The 16711-nt window shown below is 70.6% G+C and carries 13 protein-coding genes; 3 read left to right on the forward strand and 10 right to left on the reverse strand.

Annotated elements, in window-relative coordinates; all coding sequences use genetic code 11:
- Window positions 1–21: 21 nt before the first annotated feature.
- Window positions 22–1896, forward strand: coding sequence for a serine/threonine-protein kinase (locus ACIBM5_RS22475; protein WP_396008456.1), 1875 nt, complete (start codon window positions 22–24; stop codon window positions 1894–1896).
- Window positions 1897–1918: 22 nt separating this feature from the next.
- Here the strand turns inward: ACIBM5_RS22475 and ACIBM5_RS22480 are convergent, their stop codons facing one another.
- The gene (locus ACIBM5_RS22480; RefSeq protein WP_396008457.1) at window positions 1919–2296 is read right to left on the reverse strand and encodes a peptidase inhibitor family I36 protein; all 378 of its coding nucleotides are present in this window, start codon (window positions 2294–2296) and stop codon (window positions 1919–1921) included.
- A 202-nt stretch (window positions 2297–2498) separates the two neighbouring features.
- On the opposite strand from ACIBM5_RS22480, the gene ACIBM5_RS22485 reads away from it, so the two are divergent.
- Entirely contained in the window at window positions 2499–2999 is a 501-nt protein-coding gene (locus tag ACIBM5_RS22485) for a hypothetical protein (RefSeq protein WP_391581736.1), read from the forward strand.
- Between the two features lie 52 nt (window positions 3000–3051).
- Here ACIBM5_RS22485 and ACIBM5_RS22490 read toward each other — a convergent pair whose 3' ends face one another.
- The 6 genes from ACIBM5_RS22490 to ACIBM5_RS22515 form a co-directional block, all read right to left on the reverse strand.
- Complete coding sequence (locus ACIBM5_RS22490; RefSeq protein WP_396008459.1) at window positions 3052–3678, reverse strand: class II aldolase/adducin family protein; 627 nt, start codon at window positions 3676–3678, stop codon at window positions 3052–3054.
- 95 nt (window positions 3679–3773) lie between these two features.
- Window positions 3774–5411 (reverse strand): BCCT family transporter, encoded by a 1638-nt coding sequence (locus ACIBM5_RS22495; RefSeq protein WP_396008460.1) that lies wholly within the window; start codon window positions 5409–5411, stop codon window positions 3774–3776.
- A gap of 92 nt (window positions 5412–5503) precedes the next feature.
- Window positions 5504–8611, reverse strand: coding sequence for a hypothetical protein (locus ACIBM5_RS22500; protein ID WP_396008461.1), 3108 nt, complete (start codon window positions 8609–8611; stop codon window positions 5504–5506).
- A gap of 253 nt (window positions 8612–8864) precedes the next feature.
- Complete coding sequence (locus ACIBM5_RS22505; protein ID WP_396008463.1) at window positions 8865–9860, reverse strand: ATP-binding cassette domain-containing protein; 996 nt, start codon at window positions 9858–9860, stop codon at window positions 8865–8867.
- Window positions 9857–10666: an ABC transporter permease gene (locus ACIBM5_RS22510; protein WP_396008464.1), complete on the reverse strand. Its 810-nt coding sequence runs from the start codon at window positions 10664–10666 to the stop codon at window positions 9857–9859. Before ACIBM5_RS22510 ends, ACIBM5_RS22505 begins: the two co-directional genes overlap by 4 nt.
- On the reverse strand, window positions 10659–11513 hold the full coding sequence (locus ACIBM5_RS22515) for an ABC transporter permease (protein ID WP_396008465.1): 855 nt from the start codon (window positions 11511–11513) through the stop codon (window positions 10659–10661). The genes ACIBM5_RS22510 and ACIBM5_RS22515 overlap by 8 nt, the downstream gene beginning before the upstream one ends.
- A 300-nt stretch (window positions 11514–11813) precedes the next feature.
- Here ACIBM5_RS22515 and ACIBM5_RS22520 point away from each other — a divergent pair, with 300 nt between their 5' ends.
- Window positions 11814–13106 (forward strand): TerD family protein, encoded by a 1293-nt coding sequence (locus ACIBM5_RS22520; RefSeq protein WP_396008467.1) that lies wholly within the window; start codon window positions 11814–11816, stop codon window positions 13104–13106.
- A gap of 178 nt (window positions 13107–13284) precedes the next feature.
- Here ACIBM5_RS22520 and ACIBM5_RS22525 read toward each other — a convergent pair whose 3' ends face one another.
- The 3 genes from ACIBM5_RS22525 to argF all read right to left on the reverse strand — a co-directional run bounded on the left by ACIBM5_RS22525 (window position 13285) and on the right by argF (window position 16651).
- Window positions 13285–14328 (reverse strand): hypothetical protein, encoded by a 1044-nt coding sequence (locus ACIBM5_RS22525; RefSeq protein WP_396008468.1) that lies wholly within the window; start codon window positions 14326–14328, stop codon window positions 13285–13287.
- Between the two features lie 232 nt (window positions 14329–14560).
- The gene (gene arcC, locus ACIBM5_RS22530; protein WP_396008469.1) at window positions 14561–15496 is read right to left on the reverse strand and encodes a carbamate kinase; all 936 of its coding nucleotides are present in this window, start codon (window positions 15494–15496) and stop codon (window positions 14561–14563) included.
- Between the two features lie 153 nt (window positions 15497–15649).
- Entirely contained in the window at window positions 15650–16651 is a 1002-nt protein-coding gene (gene argF, locus ACIBM5_RS22535) for an ornithine carbamoyltransferase (RefSeq protein WP_391581725.1), read from the reverse strand.
- Window positions 16652–16711 lie beyond the last annotated feature (60 nt).

The raw sequence follows: 16711 nt of genomic DNA on the forward strand, positions 1-16711 counted from the left end.
TCATCGACTCAGGGGGAATCGATGCGCGAGCTTCAGTCAGGGGACCCGACTCGAATCGGGCCGTACTCGATCCACGGTCGGCTCGGCGCCGGCGGCATGGGGCGCGTCTACCTCGGCCGTTCGCCCGGCGGGCGGCCGGTCGCGGTCAAGGTCATTCATGCCGAACTGGCCCAGAACCCCGACTTCCGGGCCAGGTTCCGGCGCGAGATCGACGTCGCCAGGCGGGTGCAGGGCTTCTTCACCGCGCCGGTCCTGGACGCCGATGCGGACGCGGACGAGCCGTGGCTGTCCACCGCCTACATACCCGGGCCGTCGCTGCACGCCGCGGTCGCCGAGCAGGGTCCGCTGCCCGCCGAGGCCGTGCGCGTGCTGGCCGGGGGCCTTGCCGAGGCTCTGGCCGCGCTCCACACCGCCGGGGTCGTGCACCGCGATCTGAAGCCCTCCAACGTGCTGCTGGCCCAGGACGGTCCGCGCGTGATCGATTTCGGCATCTCGCGGATGGGTGAGCAAACCGCGCTGACCCGCACCGGCAGCACCATCGGCTCTCCCGGCTACCTCGCCCCCGAGCAGGCCCTCGACGGGGAAGTGGGACCGGCCGGCGACGTGTTCGCGCTCGGCGGCGTGCTGGTCCACGCGTCGACGGGTCGCCCACCGTTCGGCGGCGGCCGGGTGGAGGCGGTCGTGTATCGCGTGGTTCACGGCGAGCCGGATCTGGACGGCGTCCCGCGCGAGTTGCGCGGTCTGATCCAGTCCTGTCTGGCCAAGGATCCTGCGGACCGCCCGCCCGCCGCACAGGTGTTGACCTACCTCCAGGAACTCGGCGTCGACGCGCACGCGGCCCCGAATGCCTGGCTCCCGGAAGCCGTCACCACGATGCTCCCGGCGCATCAGGCCCCCATCGATGGCGCAACCGAGGGGACGCCCGCGTCGGCCCGCCCGCCCGCCTCCCCACCGTCGCCGGGGCCGCTCGCCGATCCCCCGCCGCTGTCGTCCACGCGTGCGCAATCCGTGCACACGTTGCACGCGACGCCTCCGCCGTCGTTACCACCCCCGGCTCATCCTTCGGCGCACCTCCCTCCCGCCCTACCGCCCCCGTCCGAGCCCCGCCGTCGCGGTCGTGCCGGGCCGATCACCGCAGCCGCGGCGGCCTGCCTGCTGGCCGTCGGTACTGCGGTGGCGGTGCCGAATCTGGTCCACGACGACGCACCGGCCACTGCCCGCAGGACGGATGTGCCGACCGCCAAGACCGCCGAGAGCGGCACCACCGTCTCGAATGCCGCCTCCCCCGCAGGCGCCGCACCGGCAGGCGCCACACCTCCTGCCTCGGCCTCGCCCACGACCCCCGGGGCGCGCCCTCCGGCGGTACCTCCGAGTGCGGCCGGTGAGACCCGGCGCAGCCTCCAGGGCATCACGTTCGTCGTGCCCGCGGGCTGGACGGTCGAGCAGGGCGCGGATGGCCCCCACGTGATGTGTGTGCTGCCGCCCGCCACGCTCCTGGGCCGCGCCGGCGACGGCTGCGCGGTGGACGGCGTGGAGATCCGCCTGCCCGATCCGCCCGGTGACGAGTGGGGACGGGCGCTGGATCTCGAATCCGGATCCGGCTGGGTCTGGCAGGGCGACGCCTGGTGCCGCGGGGCGATACCCCGCGGCACCGCGATGACCACGTCCTCGACGATCGTCGAACGCGGGTTCCGCCCGGTCGGGCCCAAGACCGCCGACTACCGGCGCTGGTCGGCCGGTTGCGACAACGGCTCGACGTACCACCCTCGGGTGTGGTGGCTGCCGGTCACGAAGGTCTCCATCGAGACCTTCGCGATGCTGCCGAGTCTGGACGCGACGGTCGACCGGATCGTCGCCTCCTTCGATTTCTCGGGCTATACGGGAGCCCAGAGATGACGATGCTCTGCCCTCACCCCCGTCACGGCTTCTCCCAGATCTGGAAGGCCCGCACCGTGAAGGGGACGTCGGGCACGAAGACTCCCTCGCCCGGATATGTGCTGAAGTCCCCTTCCGTGGCGCACTCCCTGCTCTGATACATCGTCACGTAGCGATCCATGCGGTTCGCGAAGGACAGAGCGTCGACCCCATCGGGCAGTGACACGCACTGCTCGACGTTGGCGCCGCTCAGTTCGAAGGTCGCCGCCGGCGCACCCGCAAAGCCCGGCTCGGTCCAGAAGCACACCTGCCCGGGGGCGCACGAGGCTGCCACAGCCGATCCGGCGGAGGCGCTCGGTGCCCCCACAGCGGTCAACAGGCTCGTGGTCAGGGCCAGCGCGCAGACAAGGCGACGTCGCATGCGATTCATGAGAACTTCCCCGTTCGTCGAATCCGTGCCCCGGTTCCGACGTGTGTCCAGGGTTGCTCACGAAGGGGCGAAGTGCGGGCGAATGGGCGTGGATTTACCTCGAAAGAGTGCATTGAAGATCGACATCGCCCATCTCGGAACCAGAGTGCGAAACGTTTCGTCGCTGTATATATCGGCTCATTCGGAGGCTGTCATGGCTGTTGTATCCGTCCCCCGTCGCCATCTCGTCCGCTCCGCACTCGGCGTCGCCGCCGTCGTCGGCATCGCCGCCACCACCGTGTTGTCGGGCACCGCCCAGGCCGCGGGCACCACGTACCTGACCAACATCCGCACCGGGCAACACGCGACTTTCGACCGTGTGGTCCTCGACTTCTCCGCCGGCGTGCCCGCCTACGGCGTCACCGGCACCAGCAGCCTGGAACAGTGCGCCAGCGGGAAGCCGGTCAGCTTCCCGAACAGCGCCGAGTACGTCGAGTTGGACATCGCGAGCGCGGCTCACGACGACAACGGCAACGCGACCTACACCGGCCCGCGCACCGTGGTGACCAACATGCCCTCGCTCACCGGGTACGCCGTCACGTGCGACTTCGAAGGCAAGCTCAAGGTCGGCATCGGCTACAAGAGCAACGTCCAGCAGGTGGTCACGTCGGTTCTGACCAATCCGAGCCGGATCGTGATCGACGTCAAGCGCTGACCGACGGCCGGGCCGGGGTACGCCGCGGCCCGGCCCGTACCGGATCGTCGGTCTACGCCATCCGTTGTTCGACCGCCGCCAATTCGGCGGCGGTCAGCACGTTCGGCGTACCCACGGCGAGTGAGCGCACGTAGACCTCGCACAGCCACTCCAGGATCCTGGTGCGGTCGTACGCCTCGATCAGGTCCCGCCCCAGGGTCACGCCCCCGTGGTTGGCCAGCAGCGCCCCGCTTCGCCCACCCGAGAGCGCCGCCCGCACCGAGTCCGCCAGCTCCGGGGTGCCATAGGTCGCGTACGGGGCGACCCGCACATCGTGGCCGCCGAGCAGCAGCACGTTGTAGTGGATCGCCGGCAACACCGGCAGGGTCGTCGCCACCACCGCGCCGAACACCGCGTGTGTGTGCACCACAGCCCCGGCGTGCGGGTCGCTCTCGTACAGCGCCAGGTGCATCGGCGTCTCGGAGGACGGCGCCCGCGTGCCCTCCACCACCGTCCCCGACAGGTCCATCACCGCGCACTCCGCCGGCGTGATGCGCTCCAGCGGGGCGCCGGAGGGGGTGATCGCGATCAGCCGGCCGCGGCGCACGCTCAGGTTGCCCGAGGCACCGACCACCAGGCCGGACTCGACGATCCGGCGTCCGAACTCGCACAGTTCGCGACGCTCGTCCTCCAACAGCACCGAGGCCTCCCGACCGGGATGCGCCCGGATTCGCCGACACCAACACGACCGATCGGGCCGACATCGCCCGAACGGATCCAATCAGATCGGCGCGCTCAGATCCCACCGTGGTGTCGGTGGAAGGCCTCCGCCTCGACGTCCTCGCCCTCGTCCCCCACGGCCGTACGCACCGCCTCCGACAATCCGCGCGCCCGCATGCGCCTCGGTCCCGCCGCGACCATCGGGTCGCTGTTCAGGTCCTTCAGCAGGGCCACGCACAGTGCGAGCATCACCAGCACGAACGGCAACGCCACCAGGATGGTCGCCTGTTGCAGCGATTCGAGGCCGCCGGCGACCAGGAGGACGGCCGCGACCGCGCCGATCAGAGCGCCCCACCCGACCACCAGCCAACGCGCCGGTTTGAGTGATCCCCGACTGGTCAGCGAACCGAGCACGAGCGAGGCGGAGTCGGCTCCGGTGACGAAGTACAGCGCGACCAGCACCATCGCCACCGTCGCGGTGACGGCGTACAGGGGCAGCGCGTCGAGCATCGCGAACAGGCCGGACTCCGGTCCCTCGGCGACCTTGGCGACCAGGTCGGCCGCGCCGGTCTGTTGCAGGCGCAGCGCGGTTCCGCCCATCACCGCGAACCAGACCGTGCTCGCCGCGCTCGGCACCAGCAGCACGCCGATCACGAATTGACGAACCGTGCGCCCCCGCGAGATGCGTGCGATGAACGTGCCCACGAACGGGGCCCAGGACAGCCACCAGGCCCAGTAGAAGATCGTCCACGTGCCCATCCACGCGTCGCCGCCGAAGGTGCCGGTACGAGTCGCGAGGGTCAGCAGGTCGTTGAGGTAGCTGCCGACCGATGCGGGCAGCACACCGAGCACGTACACCGTCGGCCCGACCACGAACACGAACAGCATGAGCACCAGCGCGAGCAGCACGTTCGCGGTACTGAGCCACTTGACGCCGCGATGGATCCCGCTGAAGGCGGACACCACGAAGGCGGCCGTGAGCGCGATGATGATCACCACGTGCAGCGTCGAGGTGTCCTTGATGTCGGTGGTCAGGTCCAGGCCCTTGCCAACCTGGAGAGCACCGAGCCCCAGGCTCGTGGCCGAGCCGAACACGGTCGCGAAGATGGCGAGCAGGTCGATGGCCCGCCCGGGCGCGCCGTCCGCGTGCCGGCCCAGAAGCGGTACGAACGCGGCGCTGACCCGGTTTCCGCGACCGCGCCGAAACGTCGCGTAAGCGAGGGCGAGGCCGGCGATCGCGTAGATCGCCCACGGGTGCAGCGTCCAGTGGAACAGCGTCCATTCGAGCGCGGCGCCGGCCGCACGCGGGGTCTGTGGGACGGCGCCCGAGGCCGGCGGCGGAGTGGCGAAGTGCTGGATGGGTTCGGCGACCGCGTAGAACATCAAGCCGATGCCCATGCCGGCGCTGAACATCATCGCGACCCAGGCGCCGGTGCCGAACTCCGGTTCGTCGTCGTCCTTGCCCAACCTGATCCGGCCGTACTTCGACGCGGCGATGAACACTGCGAGCACGACGAAAGCGTCGGCGGCGACGACGAACAACCAGCCGAAGTTGCGGATGGTCCAATCGAGTCCGGTCGACGCCGCGGTCTCGAGCGAACCCTTGGCGAAGACGCCCCACAGGACGACGGCGAGTACGGCGGCGAAGCCGATGCCGGCGACGACCGGGTCCACCCGAGGCGCGGCAGCGGCGTCCCGGCTCGATCCGCTCACTCAATCGTCCTTTTCGTCCGGTCATATGCCACACGACATGGTGCGGCCTCGCGGATCGGGAAATGCGGGGCGCGCCGGGCTCCGCCCCCGCGTCACTCCTTTGTCGCAGCCATCCCCGTGGCGCGTGCCGCGGACCGGTACAGCGCCACGATCTGCCGGATCTGCCGGTCGGGGTCCCGGATCCAGTCCCCACTCCACAGGCGGTACACGACCCACCCCCGCTCCTCCAGACGGGCCGGCCGCAACCATTCGCGCTCGCGCACGGACGGCTCCGCACGGTAGGCCGCGCTGCGATCGGTCTCGATCGCAACCACCATCCGCCTCGGCGGACCCGCACCTGCGGGTGCGGTTGCGAGTGCGGTTGCGGGCGCGTCTGCGACCTCGCCGTCGCAGGCGCCTGCGCCTGCGACGGCGTGCGTGCCCGGGTGGCCTGCGATCGCGACCGCGGTCTCGTCCGAATCCGCGCCTGTGGCGTCGACCGGGTATCGGCATGCGGTGGCTCGGGCCCGCAAGCCGTCGACGGAGCGTGCGCCTGCGCGTTCGCCCGCACCCGCGACCGTACCCGGATCCGCCGGAAGTCCCGGCAGCGCGATTGCCACGCCCGCCCGCCCTCCGAACTCATGGATCGGTTCGAGACCGGCCGCCCGCAACCGATCGAGCACATCGGCGTGGAACGCGTCCGGGGCTCCGGTCGCTCCCGCGCCCGCGCCGACCCTGGTGCCGCGCGCGCCTGCGCCCGCAGCCGCGGTCTCACCCACCACCGCTCCGCGCCCGCCGGTTGCCGCGTGCCGCAGCACCGTTCGCAACAGCCGAGCCCCCGGCGCCCGCAGCCGTGCGGAATCGAGTTCGGCCACCTCGAACGTGGTCATCACGACCAGTCGCCGGCGTGCCCGTGAGACCGCCGAGGCCACGAGTGCGTCCCCGCCGGGCATGGTGGCCGCACCGAATCGGTGGATCAGACGTCCTTCGGCGTCCCGTTTCGCCCCGACGCTGAGGAGCACCGTGTCCCATTCGCCCCCGTGCAGGACCGCCGCCCGCTCCACCGCGAACTCCTCGTCGGCGCGCCCCGTCGACAGTGCGGACCGAATGCGTCGCGCCTGCGACCCACCCAGGGTGACGATCGCAAGGGTTTCCTCGGGATACCGCGCCCGGTACGACCGGGCCGTGGCGACCACTTCCGCCAGGTCGTGGGCGCCGGTCACGATGTGCCGTACCGCCGCCTCCTCGCCCCGCACGCCCGGAAGCCGCGCCGCCGGCAGCACGCCAGGTATTGCGAGGCGTTCATCGAGAGGGCGGTGTGTGTATGCGATCCGCACCGGCTCGACGAACCGGCTCACCGACGCGAGTGCAGAGCGCAGGTCGCCTTCGGAGCCGGGATCACCGGGCTCGCCCGGCCCGTCGGGATCACCGAGTCCCGGCCCCGTCGGGTCCCCGAACAACACGACGCGCCCCGCCCGCAACAAAGCCGGGATCACGTCGCGTTCGCTCACGAGCCCGGCGTCGTCGATCACCACCAGGTCGAAGTACGCCGTGTCCGGCAATCGCCGAACATCGCGAGGCGACATCACCCTCACGTTTGCGTCCGCCGACACATCCGACGGGCGCCTCCGCGTCCCTGGGCCCGGTCCCGGCCCGGCGGCAGCGGCCGCAGTCGCAGCCGCCCGCGTCCGATACCGATGCGCGTGCGCCTGCAGGCCCACCACTCCGCCGGGCTCGCCGCCGGTGCAGGCGTGGGCCAGCGACGTGTACAGGAATCGCTCGTACTCGTCCGCGACCCGCCCCGGCGACACGCCGCGCGCCGTCAGATCCGCCACCAGGGGCCCGAGGCCGGCGGTCGCGAGATCGCGGTACGACCGACAGCGATCCGCGAGCCGCTCCCAGGACGCCCCGTCCGCCGAGATTGATTCGGCCAGCCGATCGAGGCGCGCGCCGATCTCGGGCAGCGAGGTGTCCACCGGCAGGTTCAGGATCGGGAACAACGATGTGGCGTAGCCCGCCAGCGCCTGCCGTTCGCGTTCCGAATCGGCCCACGCCAGGACCATCCCCCGCAGGAACGCCGCTTCCGGCACCCCACCGGACTGCGCTCGGAAGAGCCGGTGCAGGGTCCGCGCCTCGACCAGGGTGAGCCGCATGGCGGCCCTGTCGGCCGGGAAGCGGGTGCGGTCGCGCAGATAGCGGCGCGCCGCGGGTCGGCCGTACCAGTGGGTGGCCGCGAGCAGCTGTCGCATCGAGTACGGCCCCGCGAGGATTTCCGGGTCGACGGCGATCGAGAACTGGCGCAGCCGCTTGACGAGCACCAGGCCCGCGGTCCACTCGGTGAGGTCGCGCGGTTCGGGCCGATCGGCGTGCAGCCGCGCCCCGGCCGCGCCGGCTCGGATCTCCCGAAAGCGGGAGCGCAGTTCGGCGATCTCGCCGACGGTGGTCCGGGCCTGCTCGGGTGTGTCGATCCGAACACCGTGCCAGGCCGCATCGCGCAGCCCACCCGCGTGTGCGAACCGTTCGAGTTCGCGACCGAGCCGACGGGCCTCGTCCGGGTTGAGCACGGACGCAGCCTGCCGATCGAGCACCGGCCCGGTCCAGGGAGGCCGTCCGATGAGGTGATCCTGAATCCCGCCCAGGGTCGATCCCCAGGCCCCGTACGGCTCGACCATCGAACGTAGATGCCGGTCCAACAACGGCCCGTCCGCGTCACCATCCGACCCGGCGCCGAGCCCGTCCCCCGCACCCGCACCCGCCGCCACACCCGCACGGGTCGCATCGCCACCGCCCGCACCCGCACCCGTACCCGCAAGGCCATTCGTCACCCCGGCCCGCGCGAGTTCCGCCCACAACCGCCGCGCCCCGTACCGCTGCCGTGTCACGACCAACACGCGTCCGCCTGCGTCCTGCTCGCGCCGGATCACCATCGCGGCGGTCCTGGTCTTGCCGGTGCCGGCCGCCCCCTCCACGACCAGGGCGGGAGGACGGGCAGACGCGGCGGCGAGTACCCGTATCTGGTCCGGGTCGGCGTCGCCCACCCACCCGGCCACCGCCGCATCGGGTTCCGCCGCCCGCAGCGTCGTCGCGGCCCCGGCCAAGGCCGCGACGGCGCCCTCGCGAGCGAAGTACCAGCGATGTCCCGGATCGGCCGGCAATGGAAAACGTCCGGCCGCCCACCGCGACAACGCGGCACCGACGACCTCATCCCGACTGCGCGTCATGTCCCGTCCCCCTCGGGAAGACTCTCTCCCGAGACGCCGCCCTCCCGCAGGGGGCAATCCCTCAAACCGGTTGCCCACCGCGACGCCCGGCCCGCGGGTCGTCCACGGCTCGGCGCGGGAGCCCGATCGGATCACGGCCGAAGCCGGCAATCCACCTCCACCGACTACGACCGGCCACCGGCCAACCACCAACGGCTCGATCCCCGGGCCGCCGGCCGGCCCGGGCCACGGCGGCATCAACGATGCCGTCCCCTCATCCCCGGTACAGCCGCGCGACCACCTCCTCGATCGTGGGCTCCCGCACGGACACGTCCCGCAGTCCCCCGTCGCGCGCGATCCTGGCGATCAGCTCCCCCGCCGGCACGCCGTCCAAGGCGAAGGTAATCCGTCTGCCGTCCGCCTCGGTCGCCTCGATCGTGATCCCGGGCGTGTGCACGTCCAGCGCACGCGCCTCGTCCAGGTCGACGACCACTCGCCGGCGCGAGCCGTAGCGTGCGTGCAGGGCCTCCAGCGTCCCGTCGTGCACGACCTGCCCGCGGTCGATCACGATCAGCCGCCGGCACAGGTGCTCGATGTCGGCGAGGTCGTGTGTCGTCAGCACGGTCGTCACGTCCCCGCGCGTGCCGATCTCCGCCAGGAAGGCGCGCAGCGACTGTTTGCTCACCACGTCGAGTCCGATCGTCGGCTCATCCAGGAACAACACGTCCGGGCCGTGCAGGAGCGCGGCCGTGATCTCGCCGCGCATGCGCTGCCCGAGCGAGAGTTGGCGCACGGGCGTGTCCATGAACTCGTCCAGTTCGAGCATCGCCCGACACTGCCGGAGTCGGGCCTGATGCTCGGCGCGCGGCACGGCATAAACGAATCCCAGCAACCGGAACGACTCCCGCAGGGGCAGATCCCACCACAGCTGCGAGCGCTGGCCGAAGACCACCCCGATCCGACGGGCCAGCCGGCGTCGACGGGGCACCGGTTCCAGGCCGCAGACCCGCACGTGTCCGGAGGTAGGCGTCAGGATGCCGGTCATCATCTTGAGCGTGGTCGATTTGCCTGCCCCGTTGGGTCCGATGTAGCCGACCGTCTCGCCTCGCGCGATGCTCAACGCGACACCGTCCACAGCGGCCACCGTGCGGGATTCCCGGCGGATTCGGCCGACCTTGCGCCGCACGGTGAACTCCTTGCGCAGGTCGCGCACTTCGATCATCGTCTCGGTGTCGGTGCCGATCGCGGTCATGGTCTCGGTCGCGGTCACGATCCCGTACTCCTGTAGTGCCGAATCCCCGTCCGCCACATCAGCAGCGCGATCAGCCACGCGCATGCCGCGACGGCCGGGGAAAGCCAGGCGAGCCAGTCCGGCCCGCCGAGTGGATCCGCGTGCCCCGTCAGGAACAACGCGGGGTGATACCCGACCAGCGCGAGGCCGACCCCGTAGCCGAACACCCGGCGCAGCAGCCCCGGGTAGATCGTCGCCGGGTAGCGGGCGAACTCCCTGCCGCCGTACGTGAACGCGTTGGCGATCTCGCCGGATTCGACGAACCAGAACGCGACGCAGGCGCCCAATACGAACACCGCGGCGAACAGCGCACAGCCCGCGACCGGGGTCAGTACGAGCATCAGGACCCGGCCCGGCGTCCAATGCAGATCGGCGTACACGAGGACGACCACGAGCAGCACCCACGACTGCGCAACCCGGCCGATTCGGCGCAACGCGAAGTCGGTGGCGAGCAGTTGCGGCAGTACGCGCAAGGGGCGGACCAGGACCGCGTCGAGCATGCCCTTGCGCACGTACAGCGACAGTCGTTCGACGTTGCCGACGATCAGGTCCGCGAGGTCGAAGGCGAACACCGCGAGCGCGGACATCACGAGCACCTCGCGCAGTCCGAACCCGCCCACCGTCGGCGAGACCCGGAACACCACCAGGACCACCGCGGCCTCGACGAGTGTGCTCAGCGCGGAGGACGCGACATCGACGCAGAACGATGTGCGGTACTGGGTCTGGCTGCGGATCTGGGCCTGCACCAGGCGCACGTACGCCTGGAGCACACTCGGCTCAGCCACCCTGGATCACCAGCTTGTCGGTCGCGGCTCGCTGCACGCGCAGGACGAGGGGCACCAGGATCGCGACCCAGACCAGTTGCAGTACGACACTGCCGATCTGCTGGGCGGGTCCCGGGCGTTCGACCACGACGTCGAGCGGAATCTGGAACAGGCCGGGGAAGGGAGTGCCGAACCACAGCACCGCCTGGGCCCAGTCGGGCAGGAAGCGCAGCGGAAAGAAGGATCCGGCCAGCACGCCGGAGGCCAGCATCCACATGGCACCCAGGCCGCGATCGTCGAGGAGCCAGAAGGCGCCGAGGTTGACGAGATAGCGCAGGGCGAAGCTGAGAATCGTGCCCAGGATCAGCGAGAGCACGAACAGCGGTATCGTGTAGGGGCGTTGTGGGACGTACATGGTGAACATCAGCGCGCCGACGAGCACGGGTACCAGCATTCGGGCGAGCACCGCGTAGGCGGCCCGGCCGAGGTCGGCGGCCAGAAATGCCTCGAACGGGTCGATCGGGCGCAGCAGGTCGCAGGTCACGTCGCCGCTGCGCACGCGGTCGGCGAGTTCGTTCCAGGACCAGGCGTTTACGACGCTGAGAATGCCCTGCCCGACCCAGACGTAGGTGGCGAGTTGGGCGGCGTCGTAGCCGCCGGGCCGGCGTCCGTCCTCGGCGAGGGCGCGCATCAGGGAGTAGATCATCACACCGAAGACGGTGTTGGTGAACAGGCCGGCGAGGGCGGCCTGCCGGTAGGTGGACCAGCGGCGGAACCCCGCGCCGAAGAGCGCGCCGAAGCGGTACAGCCGGGCTCGCCGGTCCGGCGGGTGGTCGACCCGCAGTGGGCGCGCGAAAGCGAACGTCATGGTGAAATCCCTTTCCCCGGGCAGCGTGCGGCGCCGGCGAGGCCGACGGGACACGCGACTCCGGGCATACCGAAGTGACCTCGGTAGGAGGTCTGGGGATGCTCACTCTTGGTTTCGTTGCGCCGAGCCTGATGCGTGTCGAACGCCGGCCCCGGCCCGCAACACCCCGGGCAAGGCGAGCAAGAGTAGCGGACGAGCGGGTACGTTTCACCCCGGTTTTACTGACCCGTACGAGTGGGCACCCGATTTTTTCGCCGCAAAGGATGAACCGATCAGCCCACTCGTGTGACGATCGTGCGCATGGTGCAGCAGTTGGGCAAGGGACAGAACACGCCGGTGGCCGCAGCGAAGGTGCGCGCGGTCTTCGTCTGGCGACCGGGACCGAGTACGCCCGGCCTGGACGCGTCGGCGCTGTTGTTGGGTGCGTCGGGTCGCGTCTCGGGCGACGCGGACTTCGTGTTCTACAACCAGCCGACCCATCCCTCCGGCGCGGTTCGCCACGTCGGCAAGGACGAGGGGACGTGGTCGCGGGACGCGCTGGAGATCGATCTGGGGTCGATTCCGGCAAGCGTGGATCGGGTGGTGCTCGCGGCCTCGGCGCACAGCGGCACCTTCGCGGGTATCCGTGACCTGCACCTGTTGGTGAGCGATCCCGGGGCCGAGGTGGACCTGGTCCGGTTCGACATCGCGGATGCGACGGTGGAGACCGCGATGCTCGCGGGCGAGTTGTATCGCCGTGGTGGGGCCTGGAAGTTCCGAGCCATCGGACAGGGCTACTCGACCGGGCTGGAGGGGCTCGCCACCGACTTCGGCATCTCCGTGACGGCCCCGCCCCCGCCGCCCGCGCCTCCTCGGGTGCAGGCGCCCGCGCCGCCCCCGCCTCCGGCTTCGACCCCGCCGCCGGCGCCTCGGCTGAACGTCCGCAAGCCCGAGCCGGCGCGTCCGCCGGCCACCCCGCCGCCGGCGAGCGCACCGGACAGGCCGCCCGTGCGGTTGAGCAAGGTGACGCTGACCAAGGCCTCACCGATGGTGTCGCTCAGCAAGGAGGGCATCACCGGCAGCCGCATGCGGGTGAACCTGAACTGGGTGCAGGCCGCTCCCGGGCGCGGCATGCTCAAGCGGTTGATGGGGCCGACCGACCTCGACCTGTGCTGCCTGTGGGAGCTGAACGACGGAACCAAGGGCATCGTGCAGGCGCTCGGCAACATGTTCGGTTCGCCGGACAAGCCGCCGTACGTGTTCCTGGACGGCGACGACCGCACCGGCGCGAACACCGCCGGCGAGAACCTGTTCATCAACCTCGACCACAAGAGCAGCTTCAAGCGCCTGCTGATCTTCGCGTTCATCTACAAGGGTGTGACGTTCGACGACGCGCAGGCGGTGGTGACGCTGACCCCGGCGACCGGCCCCGAATTGGAGATCCGGCTCGACGAGACCGGCGGCGCGGCTCGCTCGTGTGCGATCGCGCTCGTCCAGAACCAGGGCGGGGATCTGACCATCCAGCGCGAGGTGCGCTACATCAAGGGGAACCAGCAGAAGGTCGACCAGGCGTACGGCTGGGGCCTGCAGTGGCGAGCGGGCACCAAGGACTGACGAACGCGCCCTGCGCAGGGCCATGACGGGAGTACGAGTGCGGTCGCAGGCGCGGTCGCGCTCGCGCTCGCGACCGCGAACGTGCGCCGGAGGTGGTCGCGGGCGCGTGCCCGGTCGCGGGCGCAAGCGCATGCGCCGACGGTCGCCGGCGCGGGCGTTCGCGGGCCGCGCGTCGTCGTCACGCGTCGTCCGGGTGTGTCCCCTCGGGGCGTACTCCGATGCCGGGCAGGTCGACGTAGCCGCCGGACGTCCATGCTCGGGTGCGCAGCCGGCGTACGCCGTCGATGCCCCAGAACGCGAACGCCTCCAGGATCGACTCGGCCGCCGCGACGGCGTGTTCGGCGCCGGGGCGCAGCCACACCTGGCGGCCGTTGCCGGGCACGTTGCCCAGTTCGAGGCGGTCCTGCCCGACGCGGATCTCGGCCGTGTGCGCGGGTTCGGCGACGTCGCCCAGCACCAGCAGGACCGGTTCCACCCAGCCGACCAGCGGCATGTCCACCACCAGCGAGGACAGTACGCGCGGCAGCGCATCGCGGAAGTCCGCCCAGTCGCGCGGGTCCGGCCCGAACGGCAGGAACAGTTCGGTCAGGCTCATCTCGGGCCGGCTGACACACCAGATGTAGGGCAGTTCGGCCAGTGAACCGGCCCGTTCGAAGCCGCGCCGTTCGAACGCCTCGCCGGCGCGCGTGGGGAACAGTTCCATGACGAGCGCCTCGTTCGCGTCGTCCCGGGAGAGCCGCAGGGTGGTTCGGCGCGATCGCCAGCGCAGCCACGCGGCGGGCCCGCCCCGCCAGGGCGCCGGGCCCAGGGTCGCGGTCAGTGCCGCGCCGAGCCTGGTGTGCGCGGCGTCCAACTCCCGCCCGCGGTCGCGGACATAGGGCACGGTGCCCCAGGCGCCGCCGCCGTAGGGGTACTGGCCGGGCACGGACGGGCCCTGGAACCCGGGCATCGGCGGCGGCGGGTCCGCCCGGACCGGCAGCGGGGCGGTGAAGCGTATACACGGGGCGCCGTCGGTGCGCTCGCCGGAATCCCCCCGGCACAGCAGTCCGGGTATGCCGGTCTCGATCGCCACATACCCGTCCTCGTCCCGGCGAGTCTCCCAGCCGAGCCGCCCGGCGCTCTCCTGCAGGGCTTCGACGGACCAGTCCCCCCACTCGGCGCCGCGGGCGGCGAGCAGCGTTCGGGCGAGTGTGTCGGCGGCAGGCATCACGGAGACGGCCATGCTCGACATGGTCACAGGACACGGGCCGATCGGACCAGACCCTTTGCCGATCCGCGCTCGAAAAGATCGTCGACGAATGCGCGCCCGCAGGTGCGTCCGCCACGATCCGCATCGCCCGCACACCGGTCGACCGGCGTCCGCGACCGAGGACCGCACCCGCACCCGCACCCGCACCCGAGGGCCCATACCCGCCGCCCGCGCTCGCCGCCCCCGTGTGTCGCCCAGTCGTCCCCTACAACAGGCTGGTCTCCGGATACTTGCCGCTCGGCGTGACGATCGTGCCGGCGTTGCCCCGCAGGATCTCGGTGGCCTGGTCGAGCGCGCCGATCGCGGCCATGTCGCCGGTCATCTCGACGAAGCGGCAGATCGCGTCGACCTTGGGGCCCATCGAACCGGCCGGGAAGTCACCGGCGCGCAGTTGCATGGGGGTGGCGTTGGTGATCTCCTGCGCGTCGGGTTGTCCGAATCCGCGCACCACGCGGGGGACGTCCGTGAGCAGCATCAACACGTCCGCGTCCAAGGCCTCGGCCAGCAGCGCCGCGGTCAGGTCCTTGTCCACCACGGCCTCGACGCCGGTGAGTTGGCCGAGTTCGTTGCGGACCACCGGTACACCTCCGCCGCCCGCGCACACCGCGACGGCCCCGGAGGCGAGCAGTTGCCGAATCAGTCGGGTCTCCACCACGCGGGCGGGTTTGGGCGAGGGCACCACCCGGCGCCACCACTTGCCGTCCGGCTTGACGATCCAACCGCGTTCCTCGGCCAGCCGCTTGGCCTCGTCCTCCTCGTAGACCGGCCCGACGAATTTGGTCGGGTTCTGGAATGCGGGGTCGGCGGTGGAGACCAGGGTCTGGTTGATCAGCGAGCACACCTGTCGGCCCGGCAGCGCGTTTTGCAGCGACTGGAGCAGCCAGTAGCCGATCATGCCCTGCGTCATCGCGCCCAGCACGTCGAACGGGTAGGGCTGGCTGAGCGACTGGTCGGCGGCGGACTGGAGGGCGAGCACGCCGACCTGGGGGCCGTTGCCGTGGGTGACCACGAGTTCGTGTTCGCGGGCCAGCGGGGCCAATGATTTGACCGCTTTTTGGATGTTGTGCAGTTGGATGTCGGCGTCGGGCTTGTCCCCGCGCTGAAGCATCGCATTTCCGCCGAGGGCGACGACGACGCGCATGGTGGATCCCTTCGGTCCGGGCGGCGATCGCGAACGGCCGGCGGCCGATCACAACGTCGCGGCAGAGCAGGATGAATGGGGTGTTTCGTAACCACGAGCGGCCCGGGTACCGGTGGTCCGGTGCCCGGGCCGCGCCGGTCCTCGTACCGTGCTCTAGTCGCCGAGCGTGGCGACCATGACCGCCTTGATCGTGTGCAGGCGGTTCTCGGCCTCGTCGAAGACGATCGAGAAGTGCGATTCGAAGACCTCGTCGGTGACTTCGAGCGCCTCCATGCCGGTCTTCTCGAAGATGTCCTGCCCCACCTTGGTGTTGCGGTCGTGGAATGCCGGGAGACAGTGCATGAACTTGACCTTGGGGTTGCCGGTCGCCTTCACCACGTCCATGTTGACCTGGTACGCCTTGAGTTGCGCGATCCGGGTGTCCCAGACCTCCTTGGGCTCGCCCATGGACACCCACACGTCGGTGTAGAGGAAGTCCACGCCCTTGACGCCCTGCGCGACATCGACGGTGTGGGTGATCCGGGCGCCGGTCGCGACCGCGATCTCCTTGGCCTTGTCGACGATCTCCGGGTCGTTCCACAGCTCCTCGGGCGCGACCATGCGCACGTCCATGCCCAGCATCGCAGCGGTGATCAGCAGCGAGTTGCCCATGTTGTTGCGGGCGTCACCCAGGTAGGCGAACGAGACCTGGTGCAGCGGCTTGTCGGAGTGTTCACGCATGGTGAGCATGTCCGCGAGCATCTGGGTGGGATGCCACTCGTCGGTCAGCCCGTTCCACACCGGCACACCCGCGTACTTGCCGAGTTCCTCGACGTACTCCTGCTTGCTGCCGCGGTACTCGATGCCGTCGTACATCCGTCCGAGCACGCGCGCGGTGTCCTTCATCGACTCCTTGTGCCCGATCTGCGAGCCGCCCGGGTCGAGGTAGGTCACGCCCGCGCCCTGGTCGTACGCGGCGACCTCGAACGCGCACCGGGTGCGGGTGGAGGTCTTCTCGAAGATCAGCGCGATGTTCTTGCCGACGAGGCGCTTTTGCTCGATGCCCGCGTACTTGGCGGCCTTCAGATCCGCGGCGAGGTCGAGCAGGTGATTGAACTCCTTGGGGGTGAAGTCCAATTCCTTGAGGAAGTTGCGGTGACGCAGATTGAAGGCCATGGCTCCAGGCTTCTCTTCGGACGGGATCGAAAAGTCGACGAAACAATCGGGCGAGACGTC

This window comes from Embleya sp. NPDC050493, assembly GCF_044458105.1.
GTDB lineage: Bacteria > Actinomycetota > Actinomycetes > Streptomycetales > Streptomycetaceae > Embleya.

Coding starts and splice junctions, on each gene's coding strand:
- ACIBM5_RS22480 (WP_396008457.1), bottom strand. CDS start 2,296: ATGCGACGTCGCCTTGTCTGCGCGCTGGCCCTGACCACGAGCCTGTTG.
- argF (WP_391581725.1), bottom strand. CDS start 16,651: ATGGCCTTCAATCTGCGTCACCGCAACTTCCTCAAGGAATTGGACTTC.
- ACIBM5_RS22500 (WP_396008461.1), bottom strand. CDS start 8,611: ATGACGCGCAGTCGGGATGAGGTCGTCGGTGCCGCGTTGTCGCGGTGG.
- ACIBM5_RS22520 (WP_396008467.1), top strand. CDS start 11,814: ATGGTGCAGCAGTTGGGCAAGGGACAGAACACGCCGGTGGCCGCAGCG.
- ACIBM5_RS22475 (WP_396008456.1), top strand. CDS start 22: ATGCGCGAGCTTCAGTCAGGGGACCCGACTCGAATCGGGCCGTACTCG.
- arcC (WP_396008469.1), bottom strand. CDS start 15,496: ATGCGCGTCGTCGTCGCCCTCGGCGGAAATGCGATGCTTCAGCGCGGG.
- ACIBM5_RS22485 (WP_391581736.1), top strand. CDS start 2,499: ATGGCTGTTGTATCCGTCCCCCGTCGCCATCTCGTCCGCTCCGCACTC.
- ACIBM5_RS22515 (WP_396008465.1), bottom strand. CDS start 11,513: ATGACGTTCGCTTTCGCGCGCCCACTGCGGGTCGACCACCCGCCGGAC.
- ACIBM5_RS22525 (WP_396008468.1), bottom strand. CDS start 14,328: ATGGCCGTCTCCGTGATGCCTGCCGCCGACACACTCGCCCGAACGCTG.